The organism is Solwaraspora sp. WMMD937, from assembly GCF_029581175.1.
Taxonomy (GTDB): domain Bacteria; phylum Actinomycetota; class Actinomycetes; order Mycobacteriales; family Micromonosporaceae; genus Micromonospora_E.
This window is the reverse complement of sequence record NZ_CP120738.1, coordinates 1,073,553-1,092,144: the sequence shown is the minus strand read 5'-3', so window position 1 is coordinate 1,092,144 and position 18,592 is coordinate 1,073,553. Positions and strand designations below refer to the sequence as shown.

Annotated in this window: 18 protein-coding genes; 10 read left to right on the top strand and 8 right to left on the bottom strand. The window is 71.4% G+C overall.

Annotated elements, in window-relative coordinates; genetic code table 11:
* Positions 1–34: 34 nt before the first annotated feature.
* The 3 genes from O7621_RS04820 to O7621_RS04810 form a co-directional block, all read right to left on the bottom strand.
* Positions 35–466, bottom strand: coding sequence for a hypothetical protein (locus O7621_RS04820; protein WP_123606516.1), 432 nt, complete (start codon positions 464–466; stop codon positions 35–37).
* 117 nt (positions 467–583) lie between these two features.
* Positions 584–1,813: a cation:proton antiporter gene (locus tag O7621_RS04815; protein WP_282232918.1), complete on the bottom strand. Its 1,230-nt coding sequence runs from the start codon at positions 1,811–1,813 to the stop codon at positions 584–586.
* 7 nt (positions 1,814–1,820) lie between these two features.
* Entirely contained in the window at positions 1,821–2,321 is a 501-nt protein-coding gene (locus O7621_RS04810; RefSeq protein WP_282232917.1) for a cation:proton antiporter regulatory subunit, read from the bottom strand.
* A gap of 69 nt (positions 2,322–2,390) precedes the next feature.
* Between O7621_RS04810 and O7621_RS04805 the strand changes: the two genes are divergently transcribed.
* The 7 genes from O7621_RS04805 (at position 2,391) to O7621_RS04775 (ending at position 9,996) form a co-directional block, all read left to right on the top strand.
* Entirely contained in the window at positions 2,391–3,602 is a 1,212-nt protein-coding gene (locus O7621_RS04805) for a hypothetical protein (RefSeq protein WP_282232916.1), read from the top strand.
* 110 nt (positions 3,603–3,712) lie between these two features.
* Positions 3,713–6,304, top strand: a complete 2,592-nt coding sequence (clpB, locus tag O7621_RS04800; protein WP_282232915.1) for an ATP-dependent chaperone ClpB — start codon at positions 3,713–3,715, stop codon at positions 6,302–6,304.
* Between the two features lie 158 nt (positions 6,305–6,462).
* The gene (locus O7621_RS04795) at positions 6,463–7,248 is read left to right on the top strand and encodes a hypothetical protein (RefSeq protein WP_282232914.1); all 786 of its coding nucleotides are present in this window, start codon (positions 6,463–6,465) and stop codon (positions 7,246–7,248) included.
* 84 nt (positions 7,249–7,332) lie between these two features.
* Positions 7,333–8,124, top strand: a complete 792-nt coding sequence (locus O7621_RS04790; protein ID WP_282232913.1) for an SDR family oxidoreductase — start codon at positions 7,333–7,335, stop codon at positions 8,122–8,124.
* 155 nt (positions 8,125–8,279) lie between these two features.
* Positions 8,280–8,819: an orotate phosphoribosyltransferase gene (gene pyrE / locus O7621_RS04785; protein WP_282232912.1), complete on the top strand. Its 540-nt coding sequence runs from the start codon at positions 8,280–8,282 to the stop codon at positions 8,817–8,819.
* A 58-nt stretch (positions 8,820–8,877) separates the two neighbouring features.
* A complete protein-coding gene (locus O7621_RS04780; RefSeq protein WP_123606510.1) occupies positions 8,878–9,255 on the top strand; it encodes a metalloregulator ArsR/SmtB family transcription factor in 378 nt (125 codons plus the stop codon).
* Positions 9,256–9,333: 78 nt separating this feature from the next.
* Entirely contained in the window at positions 9,334–9,996 is a 663-nt protein-coding gene (locus O7621_RS04775) for a class II aldolase/adducin family protein (RefSeq protein ID WP_282232911.1), read from the top strand.
* A 44-nt stretch (positions 9,997–10,040) separates the two neighbouring features.
* Here the strand turns inward: O7621_RS04775 and O7621_RS04770 are convergent, their stop codons facing one another.
* From O7621_RS04770 to O7621_RS04755, 4 genes are all read right to left on the bottom strand, one after another.
* Positions 10,041–10,979: a DUF368 domain-containing protein gene (locus tag O7621_RS04770; RefSeq protein ID WP_282232910.1), complete on the bottom strand. Its 939-nt coding sequence runs from the start codon at positions 10,977–10,979 to the stop codon at positions 10,041–10,043.
* 25 nt (positions 10,980–11,004) lie between these two features.
* Positions 11,005–13,572 (bottom strand): polynucleotide kinase-phosphatase, encoded by a 2,568-nt coding sequence (locus O7621_RS04765; protein WP_282232909.1) that lies wholly within the window; start codon positions 13,570–13,572, stop codon positions 11,005–11,007.
* Positions 13,569–15,056: a 3' terminal RNA ribose 2'-O-methyltransferase Hen1 gene (locus O7621_RS04760; protein ID WP_282232908.1), complete on the bottom strand. Its 1,488-nt coding sequence runs from the start codon at positions 15,054–15,056 to the stop codon at positions 13,569–13,571. The genes O7621_RS04765 and O7621_RS04760 overlap by 4 nt, the downstream gene beginning before the upstream one ends.
* 75 nt (positions 15,057–15,131) lie before the next feature.
* Complete coding sequence (locus tag O7621_RS04755; RefSeq protein WP_123606506.1) at positions 15,132–15,347, bottom strand: hypothetical protein; 216 nt, start codon at positions 15,345–15,347, stop codon at positions 15,132–15,134.
* A gap of 136 nt (positions 15,348–15,483) precedes the next feature.
* Between O7621_RS04755 and O7621_RS04750 the strand changes: the two genes are divergently transcribed.
* The 3 genes from O7621_RS04750 to O7621_RS04740 all read left to right on the top strand — a co-directional run bounded on the left by O7621_RS04750 (position 15,484) and on the right by O7621_RS04740 (position 17,678).
* Positions 15,484–15,867: a phage holin family protein gene (locus tag O7621_RS04750; RefSeq protein ID WP_282232907.1), complete on the top strand. Its 384-nt coding sequence runs from the start codon at positions 15,484–15,486 to the stop codon at positions 15,865–15,867.
* Between the two features lie 144 nt (positions 15,868–16,011).
* Complete coding sequence (gene fbaA / locus O7621_RS04745) at positions 16,012–17,037, top strand: class II fructose-bisphosphate aldolase (RefSeq protein WP_282232906.1); 1,026 nt, start codon at positions 16,012–16,014, stop codon at positions 17,035–17,037.
* 122 nt (positions 17,038–17,159) lie between these two features.
* On the top strand, positions 17,160–17,678 hold the full coding sequence (locus tag O7621_RS04740) for a hypothetical protein (RefSeq protein ID WP_278172659.1): 519 nt from the start codon (positions 17,160–17,162) through the stop codon (positions 17,676–17,678).
* A gap of 45 nt (positions 17,679–17,723) precedes the next feature.
* Here the strand turns inward: O7621_RS04740 and O7621_RS04735 are convergent, their stop codons facing one another.
* A complete protein-coding gene (locus O7621_RS04735) occupies positions 17,724–18,482 on the bottom strand; it encodes a metallophosphoesterase family protein (protein WP_282232905.1) in 759 nt (252 codons plus the stop codon).
* Positions 18,483–18,592: the final 110 nt, after the last annotated feature.

Genomic DNA, 18,592 nt, shown 5'->3' with positions numbered 1-18,592 from the left:
GCGATGCAGGTCGCGGTCGCGGGACTCGCGGATGCTAGCTCAGCCGGCGGGACTTGCGGACCAGGCCGCCCTCGCACCAGTCGTGATAGTCGAACAGCTGCGGCTTGGCCAGCAGCACCCGGGTGTTGTGCGCCCAGACCGACATCAGCTCGTCGCCGTCCTGCTCGGCCTGCTCGACCAGCTTGCGCAGCCGCCGTTTCGGGTGGGCGCGGAAGTTGGTCCGGATGCCGTCCGCCGCGTAGATGTAGAGGCAGTGCAGCGCGAACCGGCGGGCCGGACAGGTCGGATCCATCGCCAGGTCGAACAGCGTGGTGATCAGCCGGTCACCGGAGACGAGCAGGTCCCAGTCCTGCGGCATCGACTGCAGCGGGACCGAGTCCGGCTGGTACGCCCAGGCGCGCAGCTCGGCGGGCGCTGGGTCCACCGGGTTGGCGAAGCCGCGGAACGCCGACTCTTGCACGCTCAACGGGGACCCTCCCGTTCGCGGCCGACAGGGCACAACCGGCCCTGGGCCTACCACTAGCTACTGCCGCGCCACGGTAGCGTGTCGGAGGGTGATCGGGGAAGTCCCTGGTAATGCCTTTCACGAAGCCGGTACGTGTTGGTCCGCTCCCGTCAGGTGATCTCCGCTGGCCGCGAGGGGTGCGGGCCGCCCCCGCAGCCGATGCTTGAACCAGCGGGAATCCGGAATCCGGGCCAGCACCGGTCCGGTTACCACCGTGATCAGCACGTACGCGGTGGCCAACGGCGCGAGCGCCGGCTCGATGCCGGAGCTGGCGACCGCAAGGCCGGCGATCACGATGGAGAACTCCCCACGCGGCATCAGCGCAAGCCCGGCCCGCCACCGACCGGGAGCGGCGATGCCGGCCCGCTTGGCGGCCAGGTAGCCGGTCAGCACCTTGGTGCCCATCGTCACCACCGCCAGGCCGAGGGCCGGTAGCAGCACCGGCGGGATGTCCCGGGGGTCGGTCACCAGCCCGAAGAAGACGAAGAAGACCGCGGCGAACACGTCCCGCAGCGGGGTGAGCAGTTCGGTGGCGCTGTGCGCCACCGGCCCGGACAGCGCGATGCCGACCAGGAACGCGCCGACCGCCGCGGAGACCTGCAGTTCGGCGGCGATCCCGGCGACCAGCAGGGTCAATCCGAGTACGCCGAGCAGCAGCGCCTCCGGGTCGCGTACCGACAGCAGAGCGGAGATCCGGTGGCCGAACCGGACCGCGACCAGCAGCACGACGGTGACCGTGGTGACCGCTACCGCTACCGCGACGCTGCCGGCGGCGAGCCCGGCGCCGATCAGCACCGCGCTGAGCACCGGCAGGTAGAACGCCATCGCCAGGTCCTCGACGACCAGGATCGACAGGATGACCGGCGTCTCCCGGTTACCCAGCCGGCCCAGGTCGCCGAGCATCTTGGCGATCACGCCGGACGACGAGATCCAGGTGATCCCGCCGAGCACCACGGCGGCGGTCGGCCCCCAGCCGAGCAGCAGGGCGAACGCGACTCCCGGCAGCGCGTTGAGCAGCGCGTCGATCAGGCCCGCCGGTGCCGCCCGGCGCAGGTTGCCGATCAGCTCGCTCGCCGAGTACTCCAGCCCGAGCATCACCAGCAGCAGCACCACGCCGATCTCCGCCCCGACGGCGAAGAAGTCCTGGATGTCGTGCAGCGGGAGCAGGCCGCCGTGACCGAACAGCAGCCCGGCGAGCAGGTAGAGCGGGATCGGCGACAGCCCGTAGCGCCGGGACAGGCGGCTGAGCAGACCGAGGAGCAGCAGCAGCGCGCCGAGTTCGATCAGCAGCAGTGCGCTGTCGTGCATGGCCGGGTCAGCCGGCCGGGTCGTCGTTGGCGAGGATGCCGCCGACGCCGTCCAGCCCCGACCTGGTGCCGACGACCACCACCACGTCGCCGGCGGCGAACCGGAACTCCGGCCCGGGAGAGGCCAGCACCTCCCGGTTGCGCAGCACCGCCACGATCGACGCCCCGGTACGGGTCCGCGTCTTGGTGTCGCCGAGGGTACGGCCGACGAACGGCGAGCCGGCCGAGATCGGCACCTGCTCGGTGAGCAGCCCGGCGGCCTGGTCGCGCAGCCCGGCGAGCTGGCTCAGCATCAGCGACGCGCCGAGGATGTCGGCGAGCGCCTCCGCCTCGTCGTCGGTCAGCGGGATGTCGGCGTCACAGGCATCCGGGTCGTCCCGGTCGTAGAGGACGAGGTCCCGACGCCCTGACCGGTGACTCACCACACCGATCCGTCGGCCTGACTCGGTCATCAGGTCGTGGCGTACTCCGATGCCGGGCAGGTCGATCTGTTCCACACGTGCGCGCACACCGTCCACGCTACGCCGTCGCGGGCCGACCGGCCGCGCCGGTTCCGGTCAGACTGAGGGAACAGGTGCGTGAGCGACGGGAGGCGGCAGATGCGAGATCGGGTACGCAGGCCCGCGACGACGGTCGGCCGGCGGGCTCTCCTGCTGTCGGCACTGCTGTTGCCGGCCGTACTGGTGCTGGCGGGTTGTTCGATCGGCGACATCCGGCGTACCCCGCCGCAGCGGACGGTCGCCTCGGCCGACCCGACGGCGCCGGCCGGCGGGCCCGGCGCCGTCGAGGTGCGCCCGATGCGGGTGCCGGCCGGCTACGATGCCCCGTTCATCGGGTTCGACGACGCCGACCACGGGTACGCCTTCTATCACGGATGCAACGCCCGGGCGTCCGTCGGGGTTGCGTCGGGTTGCCCGTCGCTGCTCTACGCGACCGCCGACGGCGGCCGGTCCTGGCAGCACCGGGAGCACCCGGACCCGGCGGCGGCGGAGCATTCGATGCTGGTCGGCTACGGCAGCCTGGTGCTGGCCGCCGACGCAACCTGGTACCGGTCGGTCGACGGGGGTGTGACCTTCACCCGGGGTGACAGCCCGGACGGGTCGATGCCGCCCGAGTTCGCCAGTTGGGACGGGCCGTACCAGGTGTGTTGCCAGACCGATCCCGTGCCGCGGGTCGTCGAGGTGACCGAGCAGGGGACGGTCCCGTTGGCGCCGCAGCCGCCGATCCCGGTGGTGCAGACCGTCGGCCACATCGGCGACAAGCTGACCGTCGCCGGGCTGCATGACGGCCGGCTGCACGTGGCGTTCGGCGCGCCGGTGGCGACCGACGATGACGGCGGCGGTGGGCCCGGGGTGCGCTGGCTGTGGCGGACCGACGCGGTCACCGGAGCGGATCCGGAGCGGATCCGTCGGTTCATCGTAGAGACGACGCCGTCGGGCGGTTACTGGCTGATCGGCGAGCCGGTGCCCCTGCCGGGTGAGTTTCCGCTCGTCTGGCGGGCCGATTGGGGTCGGCTGGAGCCGGTGCCGGTTCACGACCCGCCGCCGGACGTGATGTCGGTGCTGCCGGACGGTGGCCGGTTGCTGGTCACCACCCGTACCGGTGTCTGGTCGCTCGGCTCCGATGGCCGATTCGAGCCGATCGACTGGCCGGTGCATGGTGCGTACCTCACCCGGCTGCGGGACGGGACGGTGCAGGCGGTCCGACCGGACGGAGCGGTGCTGCTCAACGTGCGGCGGCCGTCGGGTGCCGGGTGGGTGGAGATTTCCTGGGAACCATACGGCCGGTAGCCCGGTGCACGTCGGGCTTCGGCGGTCGGCTCGTCGATCGGAGTTGAGTGGAATAGACTCAAGTCTGGTGGTGTCCTTACCCGTGGACCACCTGCCGTACAGGGGAGCACATGAACGCCGAACGTTTGACCACCAAGAGTCGTGAAGTCATCACCGCCGCGGTCGCCATCGCAAACCAGCGGGGCCACGCCACGGTCGAACCGTGGCATCTGCTGCTCTCCCTGCTGGACACCGGCGGCTCGACCGCCGCCGGCCTGCTACGGGCCGTCGGCGCCAACCCGGTGGAGATCCGCCGTTCCGCCGTACGGACCGTGGAGAACCTGCCCGCCGCGCGCGGCTCCAGCGTCGCCGAGCCGAGCCTGTCCCGCGAGTTCGCCAACGCGATCGGCGCGGCCGAGCAGATCGCCCGTCCACTCGGCGACGAGTACACCTCCACCGAGCACCTGTTGGCCGGCCTGGCCCGGGTCGGCGGGGCCGTCGCCGGGCTGCTCAAGGATGCCGGAGCCACCGAGGAGAACCTGGTCGCCGCGTTCCCGTCGGTGCGCGGCGGGGACCGCCGGGTCACCACCGCCGACCCGGAACAGACCTACCAGGCCCTGGAGAAGTACGGCGTCGACCTGACCGCCAGCGCCCGGGACGGCAAGATCGACCCGGTGATCGGCCGTGACGCCGAGATCCGCCGGGTGATCCAGGTGCTGTCCCGGCGTACCAAGAACAACCCGGTGCTGATCGGCGAACCCGGCGTCGGCAAGACCGCGATCGTCGAAGGGCTCGCCCAGCGGATCGTCGCCGGCGACGTACCCGAGTCGCTGCGCGACAAGCGGCTGGTGTCGCTCGACCTCGGCGCGATGGTCGCCGGTGCGCAGTACCGGGGCCAGTTCGAGGAGCGGCTCAAGTCCGTCCTGGAGGAGATCAAGAGCTCCGACGGCCAGGTGATCACCTTCCTCGACGAGCTGCACACCGTGGTCGGCGCCGGCAAGGGCGAAGGCTCGATGGACGCCGGCAACATGCTCAAGCCGATGCTGGCCCGCGGCGAGCTGCGGATGGTCGGCGCGACCACCCTCGACGAGTACCGCGAGCACATCGAGAAGGACCCGGCGTTGGAGCGCCGGTTCCAGCCGGTGCTGGTCGGCGAGCCGACCGTCGAGGACACCATCGGGATCCTGCGCGGGCTCAAGGAACGCTACGAGGTGCACCACGGCGTACGGATCACCGACGCCGCGCTGGTCGCCGCCGCCGGCCTGTCCGACCGCTACATCACCGACCGGTTCCTGCCGGACAAGGCGATCGACCTGGTCGACGAGTCCGCCTCCCGGCTGCGGATGGAGATCGACTCCCGGCCGGTCGAGGTCGACGAGATCGAGCGGGCCGTGCGCCGGCTGGAGATCGAGGAGATGGCGCTGGCCAAGGAGCCCGACCCCGGCTCGGCGCAGCGGCTGGAGCGGCTACGCCGGGAGCTGGCCGACAAGCGCGAGCAGTTGACCGCGCTCAGCGACCGCTGGCAGCTGGAGAAGGGGCACATCACCCGGATATCCACCGCCCGCGAGGAGCTGGAACGCCTCGGCGGCGAGGCCGAGCGGGCCGAACGCGACGGCGAGCTGGAGCGCGCCGCCGAGCTGCGGTACGGCCGGATCCCGGCGCTGCAGGGCGAGCTGGCCCGCGCCGAGACCGAGCTGGCCGCGCTGCAGGCCGACGGCGCGATGCTCAAGGAGGAGATCGGCGCGGACGACATCGCTGCCGTCGTCGCCGCCTGGACCGGCATCCCGGCCGGCCGGCTGATGGAGGGCGAGACCGCCAAGCTGCTGCGGATGGAGTCCTCGCTGGGTGCCCGGGTGGTCGGTCAGCCCGCCGCCGTCGCCGCCGTCTCCGACGCGGTCCGCCGGGCCCGGGCCGGGGTCGCCGACCCGGACCGGCCGACCGGCAGCTTCCTCTTCCTCGGCCCGACCGGCGTCGGCAAGACCGAGCTGGGCAAGGCGCTGGCCGAGTTCCTCTTCGACGACGAGCGGGCCATGGTCCGCATCGACATGAGCGAGTACGCCGAGAAGCACTCCGTGGCCCGGCTGGTCGGTGCCCCGCCCGGCTACGTCGGGTACGAGGAGGGCGGTCAGTTGACCGAGGCGGTACGCCGCCGGCCGTACTCGGTGATTCTGCTCGACGAGGTGGAAAAGGCTCACCCGGACGTCTTCGACGTGCTGCTGCAGGTGCTCGACGACGGTCGGCTCACCGACGGGCAGGGCCGTACGGTCGACTTCCGCAACGCGATCTTGATCCTCACCTCCAACCTCGGCTCGACGCTGGTCAACGACCTGACGTTGACCGAGGAGCAGCGCCGCGACGCGGTGCTGGCCGTGGTCCGGGCGCACTTCAAGCCGGAGTTCCTCAACCGGCTGGACGACATCGTGGTCTTCGCTATGCTCAGCGGCGCGGAGCTGCGGTCGATCGTGGACATTCAGCTGGACCGGATGCGCCGGCGGTTGGCCGACCGGCGGCTGACCCTGGACGTCGACGACACTGCCCGCAGCTGGCTGGCCGAGCACGGCTACGACCCGATCTACGGAGCCCGGCCGCTGCGTCGACTGGTCCAGTCGGCGATCGGCGACCAGTTGGCCAAGGCGCTGCTCGCCGGCGAGATTCGTGACGGCGACACCGTCCGGGTGCAGCTCGCCGACGACAAGGAAGGGCTGGCGGTGCAGGCCGGCTGACCAGCATCGATGTGTATCGGTGAGTGCCGTCGATTGCTCTGCTCGACGGCGAGGCCGGGTTCGGCGACGAAACGCGAGGTCGACGCGGCGTCCGTTTGCCCCGTGTCACTGGCGGGGTACCGCTACGGTGATCTTCCGAAGCTTCGGGAAGGAGAGCCGTGTCGGATCCGAATCCGGCCGCGCCACCGGTCAGGGCGCGGCCGAGCACCGTCACCATTTCGAGTTACCTGCTGTTCCTGATCGCCGCGCTGCAGGTCGTCGGCCTGATCGTCGCGCTGTCGGTGATGGGCACGATGCAACAGGTCTACGAGGACGCCTACGCCGACACCGACATGGAGGCCATCAGCAGCCTCACGACGATCTCCCTGATCGCCGGCGCGATCTTCGGCCTGCTGATCGCCGCCGGCCTGGTGGTGCTGGCTCTGCTGAACAACCGGGGCAAGAACCCGTCCCGGATCGTCACCTGGGTGCTCGGTGGCATCTTCCTCTGCTGCTCCGGGGGCGGGCTCGCGCTCGGCGCGGCCGGCAGCGCGTTGCCCACCGGCCCGACCAGCACCGACCCGAACATGCCGGACCCGGCGCAGGTGCAACGGGATCTGGAGGCCGCGCTGCCCGGCTGGTACGAGCCGGCCAACCTGTTGCTCGGCGTCGTGACCGTGCTGGCGCTGCTGGCCGCGCTGATTCTGCTGGCGCTGCCGCCGTCGAACGACTTCTTCCGTAAGCCCGCCGTCGCCTGGGAGCCGCCGGTGCCGGGCGGCGGGTACGGCGTGCCGCCGATGCCGGGCGGCGCCTACCCGAGCTACCCCGCCGCTCCCGGCACACCGCCGGCCGCCGGCCCACCACCGCCGGCCACCCCGCCCGGCCCACCGCCGGCACCAGGTGCGCCGCCGGCTGCCGGACCGTCGGAGAATCCGCCGGGCAACCCCCCGCCGCCGACCAGCTGACGGTCGGTCGATCACGGGTCGGTCCGCCCCGGGCGGACCGACCCGCCGGTCCGGGGAGACCCGGTCCTCGTAGGAGGTGACAACGTGGGGGACAAGCCTGCCCTGCGTACCGCACTGGTCACCGGGGCCACTGCCGGCCTCGGTGCCAGCTTCGCCCGTCGGCTCGCCGGCGACGGGTACCGGCTGGTGCTGGTCGCCCGTGACCGGCAGCGGCTCACCACGCTCGCTGACGAACTGGCCGACCGGCACGGCGTGACCGTCGAGGTGCTCGACGCCGACCTGGCTACTGACGGTGGAGTGACCGTCGTGGCCGACCGGCTGCGGTCCGTCGACGCACCGGTCGACCTGCTGGTCAACAACGCGGGCATCGGTCTGAACCGGTCGTTCCGGCGCACCGACGAGGCGGACGAGCTGCGGCTGCTGCGGCTCAATGTGGAGGCGGTGCTGCGGTTGACGCATGCCGTCCTGCCCGGCATGGTGCAACGCCGACAGGGCAGAGTGATTAATGTCTCGTCGGTGGCGGGCTTTGGTCCGTTAGCAGCTGGTTCGACCTATTCGGCGAGCAAGGCCTGGGTGACGAACTTCAGTGAGTCGATCGACATGTCGGTCCGCCACCTCGGGGTGCGGGTGATGGCGTTGTGCCCGGGTTACGTCCGCACCGAGTTCCACGAACGCGCCGGTATCCGGACCTCCGGCTCGCCGACCTGGCTGTGGCTGCGGGCCGACGACGTGGTCTCCGATGGTCTGCGGGACCTGGCCAGGGGGCGGGCGGTGAGTGTCCCGGACTGGCGCTACAAGGCGCTCGCCACTGTGGTGCGTCACGCTCCGCATGGACTGCTCCGGTTGGCGGCCGGGCGTCCGAAGGTTGGCGAGTGAGCCGAAGAGCGTATCAGCGGGTACGTCGCTGCGCTGTTCGCCGCGTTGACCAGGGGTTTCGTGGTGTATGACCAGGTAGCGAGGTGGATGGTGGATATCGGCGAGTTGCCGGGCCGGCGGATGGGGACCCAGTGACGGGCAGTACTCTTTGTGACATGGGGAACCTCGACGACCTGCGCAAATTCATCACTGACCTGGCCGTGGTGCACGGCAGGGTGGTGTTGTCGTCAGGTCGCGAGGCTGACTGGTACGTCGACCTGCGGCGGGTGACGCTGCACCACGCCGCCGCACCGCTGGTGGGACGGGTGCTGCTCGATCTCACCGCAGACTGGGAGTACGACGCGGTTGGTGGCCTGACGTTGGGAGCGGACCCGGTGGCTCTGTCCATGTTGCACGCCGCTGCGGCGGAGCAACGGCGACTGGACGCCTTCGTGGTGCGCAAGGCTGGCAAGACGCACGGACTCCAGCGACGGATCGAAGGGCCGGACGTGGCCGGCCGGCGGGTGCTGGCAGTGGAGGACACCTCGACGACCGGCGGAAGCGTACTGACCGCTGTCGAGGCGTTACAGGAGGCAGGAGCTGAGGTGGTCGGCGTGGCGGTGATCGTCGATCGTGGGGCCGGTGACGCGGTTCGGGCAGCCGGACTGGCCTATCGGGCCGCCTGTACGTTGGCTGACCTCGGCCTTCCGGCCTAAAAGTTTGCCGATTCGGATCTGCTGATATGCAGGCGGATCGATGCTGTTTGGTGGAAGGATGGGTTTCGTGGGAACTGCGTTGGCTGAAATGACCATGCCTCAAATCTCGCCGCTTGCCGGCGAGCCGATCGAACGCGCGGACGCGGAGCGACTCGCTGGAGTCCTCAAGGCGCTCGCCGACCCGGCCCGACTCAGGCTGCTCAGCCTGATCCAGTCGGCGCCGGAAGGCGAGGCCTGCGTCTGCGACCTCACCGCTCCGCTGGGGCTCTCCCAGCCGACGGTGAGCCACCACCTGCGTATCCTCACCGAGGCCGGCTTGCTGGAGCGGGAGAAGCGCGGAGTGTGGGCTTACTACCGGCTGGTGCCGACCGCGATCGCCACGATCGCGGATCTGCTGACCCCGCCGCGTAAGCGCGCCACCAAGAAGGCACGCTGACCTGACGGCACCTTGCCTGGTCGACTCGCGGAGGCGGAGCTGCCAGGCAAGGTGCCCAAGGTTTACGGAGGTCGCCGCGTGACGTACATCGCTGGCGATCTGCGGGACCAGCTCGCCCACGTCGGGTCCGACGTGGTGCGCGCCGGTCTCGTCGTGGGCTCCGGTGGCAACCTTTCCGCCCGCCTGCCGGGCGGCGATGAATGCTGGGTAACGGCGTCCGGCACCTGGCTGGACCGGCTCGGCCCGGCATCGTTCGCCCGGGTGCGGATCGCGGACGGCTGCACCCTGCCCGACGAACCGCAGGTCCGGCCGACCAGTGAGCTGGCGCTGCACCTGGCGGTCTACCGTGCCCGCCCCGACGTCCGCGCCATCGTGCACCTGCACCCGCAGAGCATGCTGCTGCTGGACGCGCTCGGCGTACCGATCCGGCTGGTCACCACCGACCACGCCTTCTACCTGCGGCGCGTCGTCACCGTGCCGTTCGCGCCGCCCGGCGGACAGCGACTCGCCCGAGCCGCCGCCGACGCGGCCGCTGACGGCACCAACTGCCTGATCCTGTCCCGGCACGGCTGCTCCGTACTGGCCGGATCGGTGGAGCTCGCCCACAAACGGGCGGTCAACCTGGAAGAGGCCGCCCGGCTCACCTACCGGGCACTGGCCGTCGGTCGGCTCGACGAGCTGACGCCGCTGCCGGCCGACTACCTCGACCAGTTGCCGGACGCGGAGCACGGCACCGTCTGAACCCCTGGCACGGCATCGGCCACACCCGGCCCGGCCGGCCGGGCTCAGTGGTGGGTCGGCAGCTGCGGCGACTCCTCCTGGGTGACATCTACCGCCGCGCGGCGCAGCCGACGCTGCTCCAGAACCACCATCGCGGTGACGATGGCGACCCCCAGCACCAGCAGCAACACCACCGACAGCACGTTGCTGCCAGGGGCGAGCAGCCCGCGCTCCTCGGTCTGCCACGGCCACAGCGCCCGCAGGCTGCCGACAATCACTCCGGTCATCACCGCCAGGGTCACCCGCCGGTGGTGCTCCAACAGGTACTGCAGCAGCTTCACGAACAGCGTCAACCCGACGAGCATGCCGACGGCGAAGACCGCCAGGTAGCCGACGTCGCGGTCGTTGACCGCCTCGATGGTCGGCTCGTAGAGCCCGACGGTCAGCAGCAGGAACGACCCGGACACGCCCGGCAGCACCAGCGCGCAGACCGCGACCGCCGCGGCCAGCAGCACCACCACCGGGTTCGGGTCGATGCTGGCCGACGGCAGACCGGTCAGCACGAACGCCGCGACCCCGGCGGCGACCACCGCGAACACGTCCCGGCCGCGCCACGGCCGGCCGATCATCGAAACCGGCACCAGCACCGAGGCCAGCACCAGGCCGAAGAACAACCCTCGGGTCTGCTCCGGGTGCTCCTCCAGCATCGGCTCCAGCAGCCGGGCGGCGAGCAGCAGACCGGGCAGCATGCCCAGCGCCAGCGGGATGATCACTCCCCAGTGCACCTGCCGGAACTGCTCCCGGCTGCGTGCCCAGCCCTGCCTACGGGGCACGTCGGTGACCGCGTACCGGACCGCGCTGATCAGGTGCCCGGCCGAGGCGATGAGCCGCTCGTACACGCCGGTGACCAGGGCGATGGTCCCACCGCTGACTCCCGGGACGGCCTCTGCCACCCCGATCGCCGCCCCCCGGAACACATGGCCGACACGTTCGCGCACTGACATTTGCAGAACCATACCGGGCCAGTGTTCACAGTCGGGGGTCGACCGGTTCGGACTCGCAGGCGAGCACCGCGAAGACCAACTCGTGTCGGCGCCACAGCGGTGCGCCGGCGGCCAGCAGATCCAGCGCCGCGAGACCGAGACCGTGCTCGCGCAACGCCATCGACCGCTTGCGGCCCAACGACCGGCGGCGCAGCTCGGCCAGCCGCTCCGGTTCGGTGTACTCCGGACCGTAGATGATCCGCAGATACTCCCGGCCCCGGCATTTGACGCCGGGCTGCAGCAGCCGGCCGGTGCCGCTGCGGGCGGTCAGTCCGGCGTACGGCTTGACCACCATGCCCTCACCGCCGGCCGCCGTCAGCTCCGACCACCAGTCGGTGGCGTCGGCCACCGCCGCGTCGTCGGCCAGGTCGACCACCCGCCGTCGGGTGGTGGTGAACAGCTGCGGATCGGCCGTCACCAGCGCGTCCGCGCACTCCAGGTGCCAGCCGTGGTCCCGGTCGGCGTACGAGCGGCCGTCGCCGGCCAGCACCGCGAACGGTGCCAGCGTCACCGCCTCCGGGTCACCGACGTACGCCCGGTAGGCGCCGGCGTACCGGGCGACGTCGCCGGCCCGGCGGGCCAGCCGCTCACGCAGCTGCCCGACCGGCAGGCCCCGACCGGCGGCGGCGTCGAGCAGGTCCAACGCGGCGGGCAGCGCGGCCCGGCCGGCGGCGGCGACGCTGGCGTACTGGTCGCGGATCAGCCCGAGCGCCTTCGCCGACCAGGGCAGCAGCTCGCAGTCGAGCAGCAGCCAACCGGCCGACCCGGAGCCGGTGGCCAGCCGCTGCCACAGCCCGGCGGCTTCGGCCGCAGTCCGGATCCGGGACAGCAACGCGTCGGTCCGCTCACCGGAGGTGAAGAACGGCCGCCCGGTGCGGGTGTGGACCACCCCGCCGCCGTGGCCGAACAGCGGGTCGCCCGCCGGGTCGCGGCAGACCAGCACCACCGCCCGGGATCCCATGTGCTTTTCCTGGCAGACCACCCGGTCGACACCGGCGGCCCGGTAGTCCGCGAACGCCTCCGCAGGATGCTCAAGGAAGCCGTCCCGGGTCGACGTCGAGCAGGGAGCCATGGTCGGCGGTAGCCAGACCAGCCACCGGGGATCCACCGCGAAACGACTCATCACCTCCAACGCGGCGGCCGCGTTCTCGGCCGGGACCGTCGTGGTCCCGTAGCCGTAGTCGATGTGCCGGCGGCCGGTGACGTCACGCAGGTCCAGCACGTCGTCGGGGCGGTCGGTGACCGGCCCGCCGATGTCGGCGGCACCCGGCTCGGCCGTCAGCGGCCGCATCGGCGGGTAGTACTCGCGGTCGGCCGGTACCGAGACGAGCTCCCGCGACGGGTAGCGCAGCGCGGTCAGCTGGCCGCCGAAGACGCAACCGGTGTCGACGCAGATGGTGTTGTTCACCCACTCCGGGCGGGGTGTCGGGGTGTGCCCGTAGACCACGGTGGCGGCGCCCCGGTAGTCGCGCGCCCACGGGTAGCGCACCGGCAGGCCGTACTCGTCGGTCTCGCCGGTCGTCTCCCCGTACAGCGCGAAGCTGCGCACCCGGCCGGAAGCCCGGCCCTGGTATTCGGCCTTGAGCCCGGCGTGCGCCACCACCAGCGCGCCCCCGTCGAGCCGGTAGTGGCTGACCAGGCCGTCGATGAACCTGACGACCTCGTCGGTGAACCCGGCCGGTTCGGCGGCCAGCTGCTCCAGGGTCTCGGCCAGCCCGTGCGCCACGGTCACCTGGCGGCCCCGCAGTTTGCGTAGCAGCTTCTGCTCGTGGTTGCCGGGCACGCAGAGCGCGGTGCCGGCCCGCACCATCCCCATCACCAGGCGCAGCACCCCGGGCGAGTCCGGGCCGCGGTCGACCAGATCACCGACGAAGACCGCGGTACGCCCCTGCGGGTGCCGGGCGCCGATCGGTCGGCCGGCGTCGTCGCGGTCGAGCGCCCAACCCAGCTTCGTCAGCAGCGCCTCCAGTTCGGCGCGGCAGCCGTGCACGTCACCGATGATGTCGAACGGCCCGGTGAGCTCCCGCCGGTCGTTGTACAGCCGGGTCAGCCGGATCTCGGCGGCGTCGATCTCGTCGGTGCCGCGCAGCACGAACACGTGCCGAAAGCCTTCCCGGGCCAGCCGGCCGACCGAGCGGCGCAGGTCACGCTGCATCCGGGTGATCACGTGCCGGCCGAAGGTGCGGTCGGCCCGGCCCTGGGTCCGTTCCCAGCAGGTCTGCTCGGGCACGTCGAGCACCACCGCGACCGGCAGTACGTCGTGTTCCCGGGCGACGGCGACGAGCCCGGCCCGGGCGTGCTCCTGCAGGTTGGTGGCGTCGACCACGGTGAGCCGGCTGGCGCGCAGCCGCTTGCCGGCGACGTAGTGCAGCGCGTCGAAGGCGTCCGCCGACGCCGACTGGTCGTTCTCGTCGTCGGCGACCATCGCCCGGAAGGTGTCCGAGGAGAGCACCTGGGTGGCGGCGAAGTGCCGGCGGGCGAAGGTCGACTTGCCGGAGCCGGAGACACCGACCAGGGCGATCAGGGCGAGTTCGGGGATCTCCAGTACGGTCACCGGGCACCCCCGGCGCCCGCGCCGTTCGGGCCGGTGCTGTCCGGGCCGGCGTCGTCGCGGGTGAAGACCGCCAGTTGGGTCGGTGGCCCCACGTCCGGATCGACCTGGCCGACCGGCCGGAACCCGACCCGGTAGCCGTACGCCGCGGCGACCCGGCCGGCCCAGTCGGCGAACTCGGCGCGGGTCCACTCGAACCGGTGGTCCGGGTGCCGCAGCGCGCCCGCGGCGAGGCCTTCGTAGCGCACGTTGTACTCCACGTTCGGGGTGGTCACCAGCACGGTGCCGGGGCGGGCGTGGCCGAAGACCGCTTCGGCCATGGCCGGCAGCCGGGGCGGGTCGAGATGCTCGACAACTTCCATCAGTACGGCGGCGTCGTAGCCGCGCAGCCGGTCGTCGCGATAGGTCAGCGCCGACTGCCACAGCCGGATCCGCTGCTGCTGGCGCACCGGGAGCCGGTCCAGTCGCAGCCGCCGGGCGGCCAGCTCCAGCGCCCGGGCCGACACGTCGGTGCCGACGATCTCGGTGAACCGGGGCTGGGCGAGCAGTTCGGTCAGCAGCGCACCGCCGCCGCAGCCCAGGTCGAGCACCCGGGTGGCACCGGCCTCGGCCAGCGCGGTGAGCACAGCGGCCCGGCGGGTCGCGGCCAGCGGTCGCGGCCGGACCGCCGCCGGCAGCCACGCGTCCTCGTCGGCACCCGGGTCGGCGTCGGCGAGCCGCAGCTCGGCGGCCCGAGCCTCGGCGAGCCGGTCCTCGGCGCGCCGGGCGAGCACCCGGCGGTGGGCCAGGTAGCGCCGGGTGATCAACCGGCGTTCCGGGTGCCCGGCCAGCCAGCCCTCCCCGGCCCGGATCAGCTTGTCCAACTCGTCCGGGGCGATCCAGTAGTGCTTGGCGTCATCGAGCACCGGCAGCAGCACGTACAGGTGGTTGAGCGCGTCGGCGACCCGCAGCGTGCCGGTCAGGGTGAGGTCGACGTAGCGGCTGTCCCCCCATTGCGGGTAGCGCTCGTCCAGTGGGATGGGCCGGGCGGTCACCGTCCAGCCGAGCGGGGTGAACAGGCGCTCGGCGAGGGCGGCGCCGCCCCGGCAGCGCAGCACCGGCACCCGGATGGTCAACGGCAGGGCGGTGCCGGGCAGCTCGGGGCGGTCCCGGCTCTCCCCGCGCAGCGCGGACCGGAACACCTTGGCGAGGGCGGCGGCGAGCAGGCTGGACGCGGCGTACGGCCGGTCGTTGACGTACTGGCCGAGGGTGAAGCTCTCCGGCATCGCGGCCGTGCGCCGGCCACGGCGTGGGCCGCCGGCGGCGAGGCGTGCCGGGTCGACGTCGAGCAGCAGCGCGGCGGTGCAGCGCTGCTCGGTGGCCTCCGGGTAGAACACGTGCGCGGTGCCGGTGGGTACGTCGAACGACTGCATCCGGTCCGGATGTTTGACCAGCAGGTAGCCGAGGTCGGTGGCGGGCCGGTGGGTCGTCGTCACGGTCATCAGCACCCGGGTGATGGTGCCAGCCGGCCGCCACCGGTCGACACCGGTTATCGCGGTTGCCCGGTGGCCGTCGCGCCGTCGTCAGCGGTAGCCGTCGTCGTCATCGAGGTCGACGATGCGGGACTGCTCGACCGCGTCCCAGTCGTCGACCTCCAGACCGCGGTGTACCTCGGGCTGCTGCTCGACCGGGTTGGCCACGACCGACTGCTCGACCGCGTCGTCGGCGGGTGCCTCCGGGTCACGTTCCTCGGGAGCGAGGTGGTCCCCTGGGGCGATGTCCTCGTCCGGGTAGGTCATGTCGCCCTCCGTCCGTCCGTGCAGGTGCTTCCACCACGGTACGGGTCAACCGGGGTGCCCGCTGACCTCTGTCCAAGACAGGAAGCTTGTCCCCTTTCGTGGCGCGGTGGTTTACTCCGGATGGCAGGATGGCGGTATGGGATTCCTGATCAGGCTCGCGGTCAATGCGGTCGCCCTGTGGATCACCACGCTGATCGTGTCCGGCATCGACGTCACCGGTGACACCGCGACCAGCAACGCGCTGACCCTGGTCATCGTGGCGCTGATCTTCGGACTGGTCAACGCGGTCCTCAAACCGGTCATCAAGGTTGTCGGCTGTGTCTTCTATCTCCTCACCCTCGGTCTGTTCGCCCTGGTCGTCAACGCCCTGCTCTTCCTGCTGACCGACTGGCTGGCGCAGCAACTGGACCTGCCGTTCGTCATCGACGGGTTCTGGCCGGCATTCTGGGGAGCGATCGTGATGGCCGTCGTCGGCTGGCTGATCAGCCTGGTCATCCCCGACAAGTACGACCGTCGCTGACCGTGCCCACAGACAGGGCCGATGTCGCCGGGGCGGTGCCGCTGCGGGATACTGCCTAGCGGAGGACAGCGCGGTCCAGCGCAGTGAGCTGAGCATGGAATCCGGCCCGTCGACGGGCCGAACCGGTACAAAGGAGCGTTCGAGATGCCCATCGCCTCTCCCGAGGTCTACGCCGAGATGCTTGACCGCGCCAAGGCCGGCGCGTTCGCGTACCCCGCCATCAACGTCACGTCCTCGCAGACCCTCAACGCCGCGCTGCAGGGCTTCGCCGAGGCGGAGAGCGACGGCATCATCCAGGTCTCCACCGGTGGTGCCGAGTACCTCTCCGGCCCGACCGTCAAGGACATGGTCAGCGGCTCGCTGGCCTTCGCCGCCTTCGCCGAGGAGGTGGCCAAGAAGTACCCGGTCAACATCGCGCTGCACACCGACCACTGCCCGAAGGGCAAGCTCGACGGCTTCGTCCGTCCGCTGCTGGCCGCCTCCAAGGAGCGGGTCGCCGCCGGCGGCTCGCCGCTGTTCCAGTCGCACATGTGGGACGGCTCCGCCGTACCGCTGAAGGAGAACCTGGAGATCGCCACCGAGCTGCTGGCCGAGGCCGCCGCCGCCAAGGTCGTGCTCGAGATCGAGGTCGGCGTCGTCGGCGGCGAGGAGGACGGTGTCGTCGGCGCCATCGACGAGAAGCTGTACACCACCGTCGAGGACGGGCTGGCCATGGTCGAGGCGCTCGGCCTCGGCGAGAAGGGCCGCTACATGGCGGCGCTCACCTTCGGCAACGTGCACGGCGTCTACAAGCCGGGCAACGTCAAGCTGCGGCCGGAGATCCTCAAGGAGATCCAGGACGCGGTCGGCGCCAAGTACGGCAAGGAGAAGCCGCTCAGCCTGGTCTTCCACGGCGGCTCCGGCTCGCTGCTGGAGGAGATCCGGGCCGCGCTGGACTACGGCGTGGTGAAGATGAACATCGACACCGACACCCAGTACGCCTTCACCCGCCCGGTCGTCACCCACATGTTCACCAAGTACGACGGGGTGCTGAAGATCGACGGCGAGGTCGGCGACAAGAAGTCGTACGACCCCCGGGCCTGGGGCAAGGCGGCCGAGGCCGGGATGGCCAAGCGGGTCGTCGACGCCTGCGAGCACCTGCGCTCCACCGGCACCACGCTGGCCAAGTAACACCCACCGAACCACTCGCCGCGCGGCCGGTCCCGTACCCCGGGGCCGGCCGCGCGTCGCTGCCGGACGAACTACACCGGTAGGATCTACCGATTCAGAGTGGTCCGCTGCGGAGGTCGGTCGTGCTCGGCATCGATGGGTACGAGCCACAGTGGTGTCACGACGCCGCGACGCTCGCCGCCGCCCACCGGGCCCGGTTCTCCCGCATCATCGGACGTCCGCTGGTCGACACCTGGCTGATGTGGGACCTCGACCTGGACACCTGGTACGCCAACGGTCCGGTCATCCTCGGCTTCGGTGACGTCAACGTCGAGGTCACCCACCGCAAGTTCGACGAGTGCGCGATCACCTGGAACCAGGTCGACATGTCCATGCCGCTGGACCTGCCCGGCCTGCGGCTGGACTGGCACAGCGACCGGCACCCGGCACCCCTGCCGGCGCGGGGCCGGCCGCTGCGGGCGGTCAACGTGATCGAGCGGATCATGCCGTCGCACTGGCGTCCGCACGTGCTGCACGCCGTCGAGTTCCTCTTCGACGGGGCCCGGTTGGCGGTCCAGAACGCCCTCGACGAGAACGGCCTGTCCGCCGAGCCCGACGTCGAGCTGCCGATCGTCGCCTGGCGCCGCCGCCCCGTCGCTTGACCCCGTCGCCGCCGGCACCGACTAGCGCTAGCCATCCCGCGAGCGCTAGCCATCCCGGCGTCCGTCGCGGGGCCCGAACACTCGCAGAGCCTCCAGGTCCGACGCTTTCGATCGCAGGTAGTAGTCGGCCCAGGCCGCAGCGTCCGGGTAGCCCGACTCGGCAACCACCCGGGCACAGGCGGCATCGACGTCGAAGCTGGTCCGCCGCAGGGTCACCCCACCGGCGGCGTCCAGCAGCGCCCAGAACGCGCCCGGACCGCCGTACGGCATGCCGATGCTGCCCGGGTTGACCACCGTACGGCGATCGACCAGCCGGACGAACGGCATGTGAGTGTGCCCGCAAACGATCGTGCGCATCGTGTCGCCCAGCCCAGCGAACACCTCGGCCCAGCGGGCTGGTCGGCTGTCCACCAGGACCACCTCCTCGTCGTCGCGGGGAGTGGCGTGACAGAACAGAGTCAGTCCGCGTACCGGCAGATCGAGGGTGACCGTCAGCGGCAGCGTCGCGAGCCGGTCGACCTGTTCGGGACGCAGCTCGGCGGCGGCCCACGGTGCCACAGGGTCAGGGATGGTCTGCATTCCACCCTGCCGTGCGGTGACCAGTTCGCGGTCGGCGTTGCCACGTACCCACACGGCTCGCTCACCGAGGGCGTCGAGAGCGTCGAGGGTCTCGACCGGCTGCGGTCCGGCAGCCAGGTCACCGGTGAGCACGATCTGGTCGGCCGAGCGGACGTCGGGTTCCGCGAGCACCGCCTCCAGCGCCGGAAGTACGCCGTGGATGTCGGACAGCACCGCGATCTGCATCCGCCCAGCATCGCCGCACCGGCGGGCGATGTCGATGGTCTACTCGCTCGGCTGACACCGGGCTTGACCCGGACCTTGGGGCCGACCACAGCATGACCCTTGCCGGTCGA

Bases quoted from the DNA above. Each gene is read 5' to 3' on its own strand.
- O7621_RS04815 (WP_282232918.1), bottom strand. From the start codon at position 1,813: ATGCACGACAGCGCACTGCTGCTGATCGAACTCGGCGCGCTGCTGCTG.
- clpB (WP_282232915.1), top strand. From the start codon at position 3,713: ATGAACGCCGAACGTTTGACCACCAAGAGTCGTGAAGTCATCACCGCC.
- pyrE (WP_282232912.1), top strand. From the start codon at position 8,280: ATGGGGAACCTCGACGACCTGCGCAAATTCATCACTGACCTGGCCGTG.
- O7621_RS04780 (WP_123606510.1), top strand. From the start codon at position 8,878: ATGGGTTTCGTGGGAACTGCGTTGGCTGAAATGACCATGCCTCAAATC.
- O7621_RS04770 (WP_282232910.1), bottom strand. From the start codon at position 10,979: ATGTCAGTGCGCGAACGTGTCGGCCATGTGTTCCGGGGGGCGGCGATC.
- O7621_RS04755 (WP_123606506.1), bottom strand. From the start codon at position 15,347: ATGACCTACCCGGACGAGGACATCGCCCCAGGGGACCACCTCGCTCCC.
- O7621_RS04750 (WP_282232907.1), top strand. From the start codon at position 15,484: ATGGGATTCCTGATCAGGCTCGCGGTCAATGCGGTCGCCCTGTGGATC.
- fbaA (WP_282232906.1), top strand. From the start codon at position 16,012: ATGCCCATCGCCTCTCCCGAGGTCTACGCCGAGATGCTTGACCGCGCC.
- O7621_RS04735 (WP_282232905.1), bottom strand. From the start codon at position 18,482: ATGCAGATCGCGGTGCTGTCCGACATCCACGGCGTACTTCCGGCGCTG.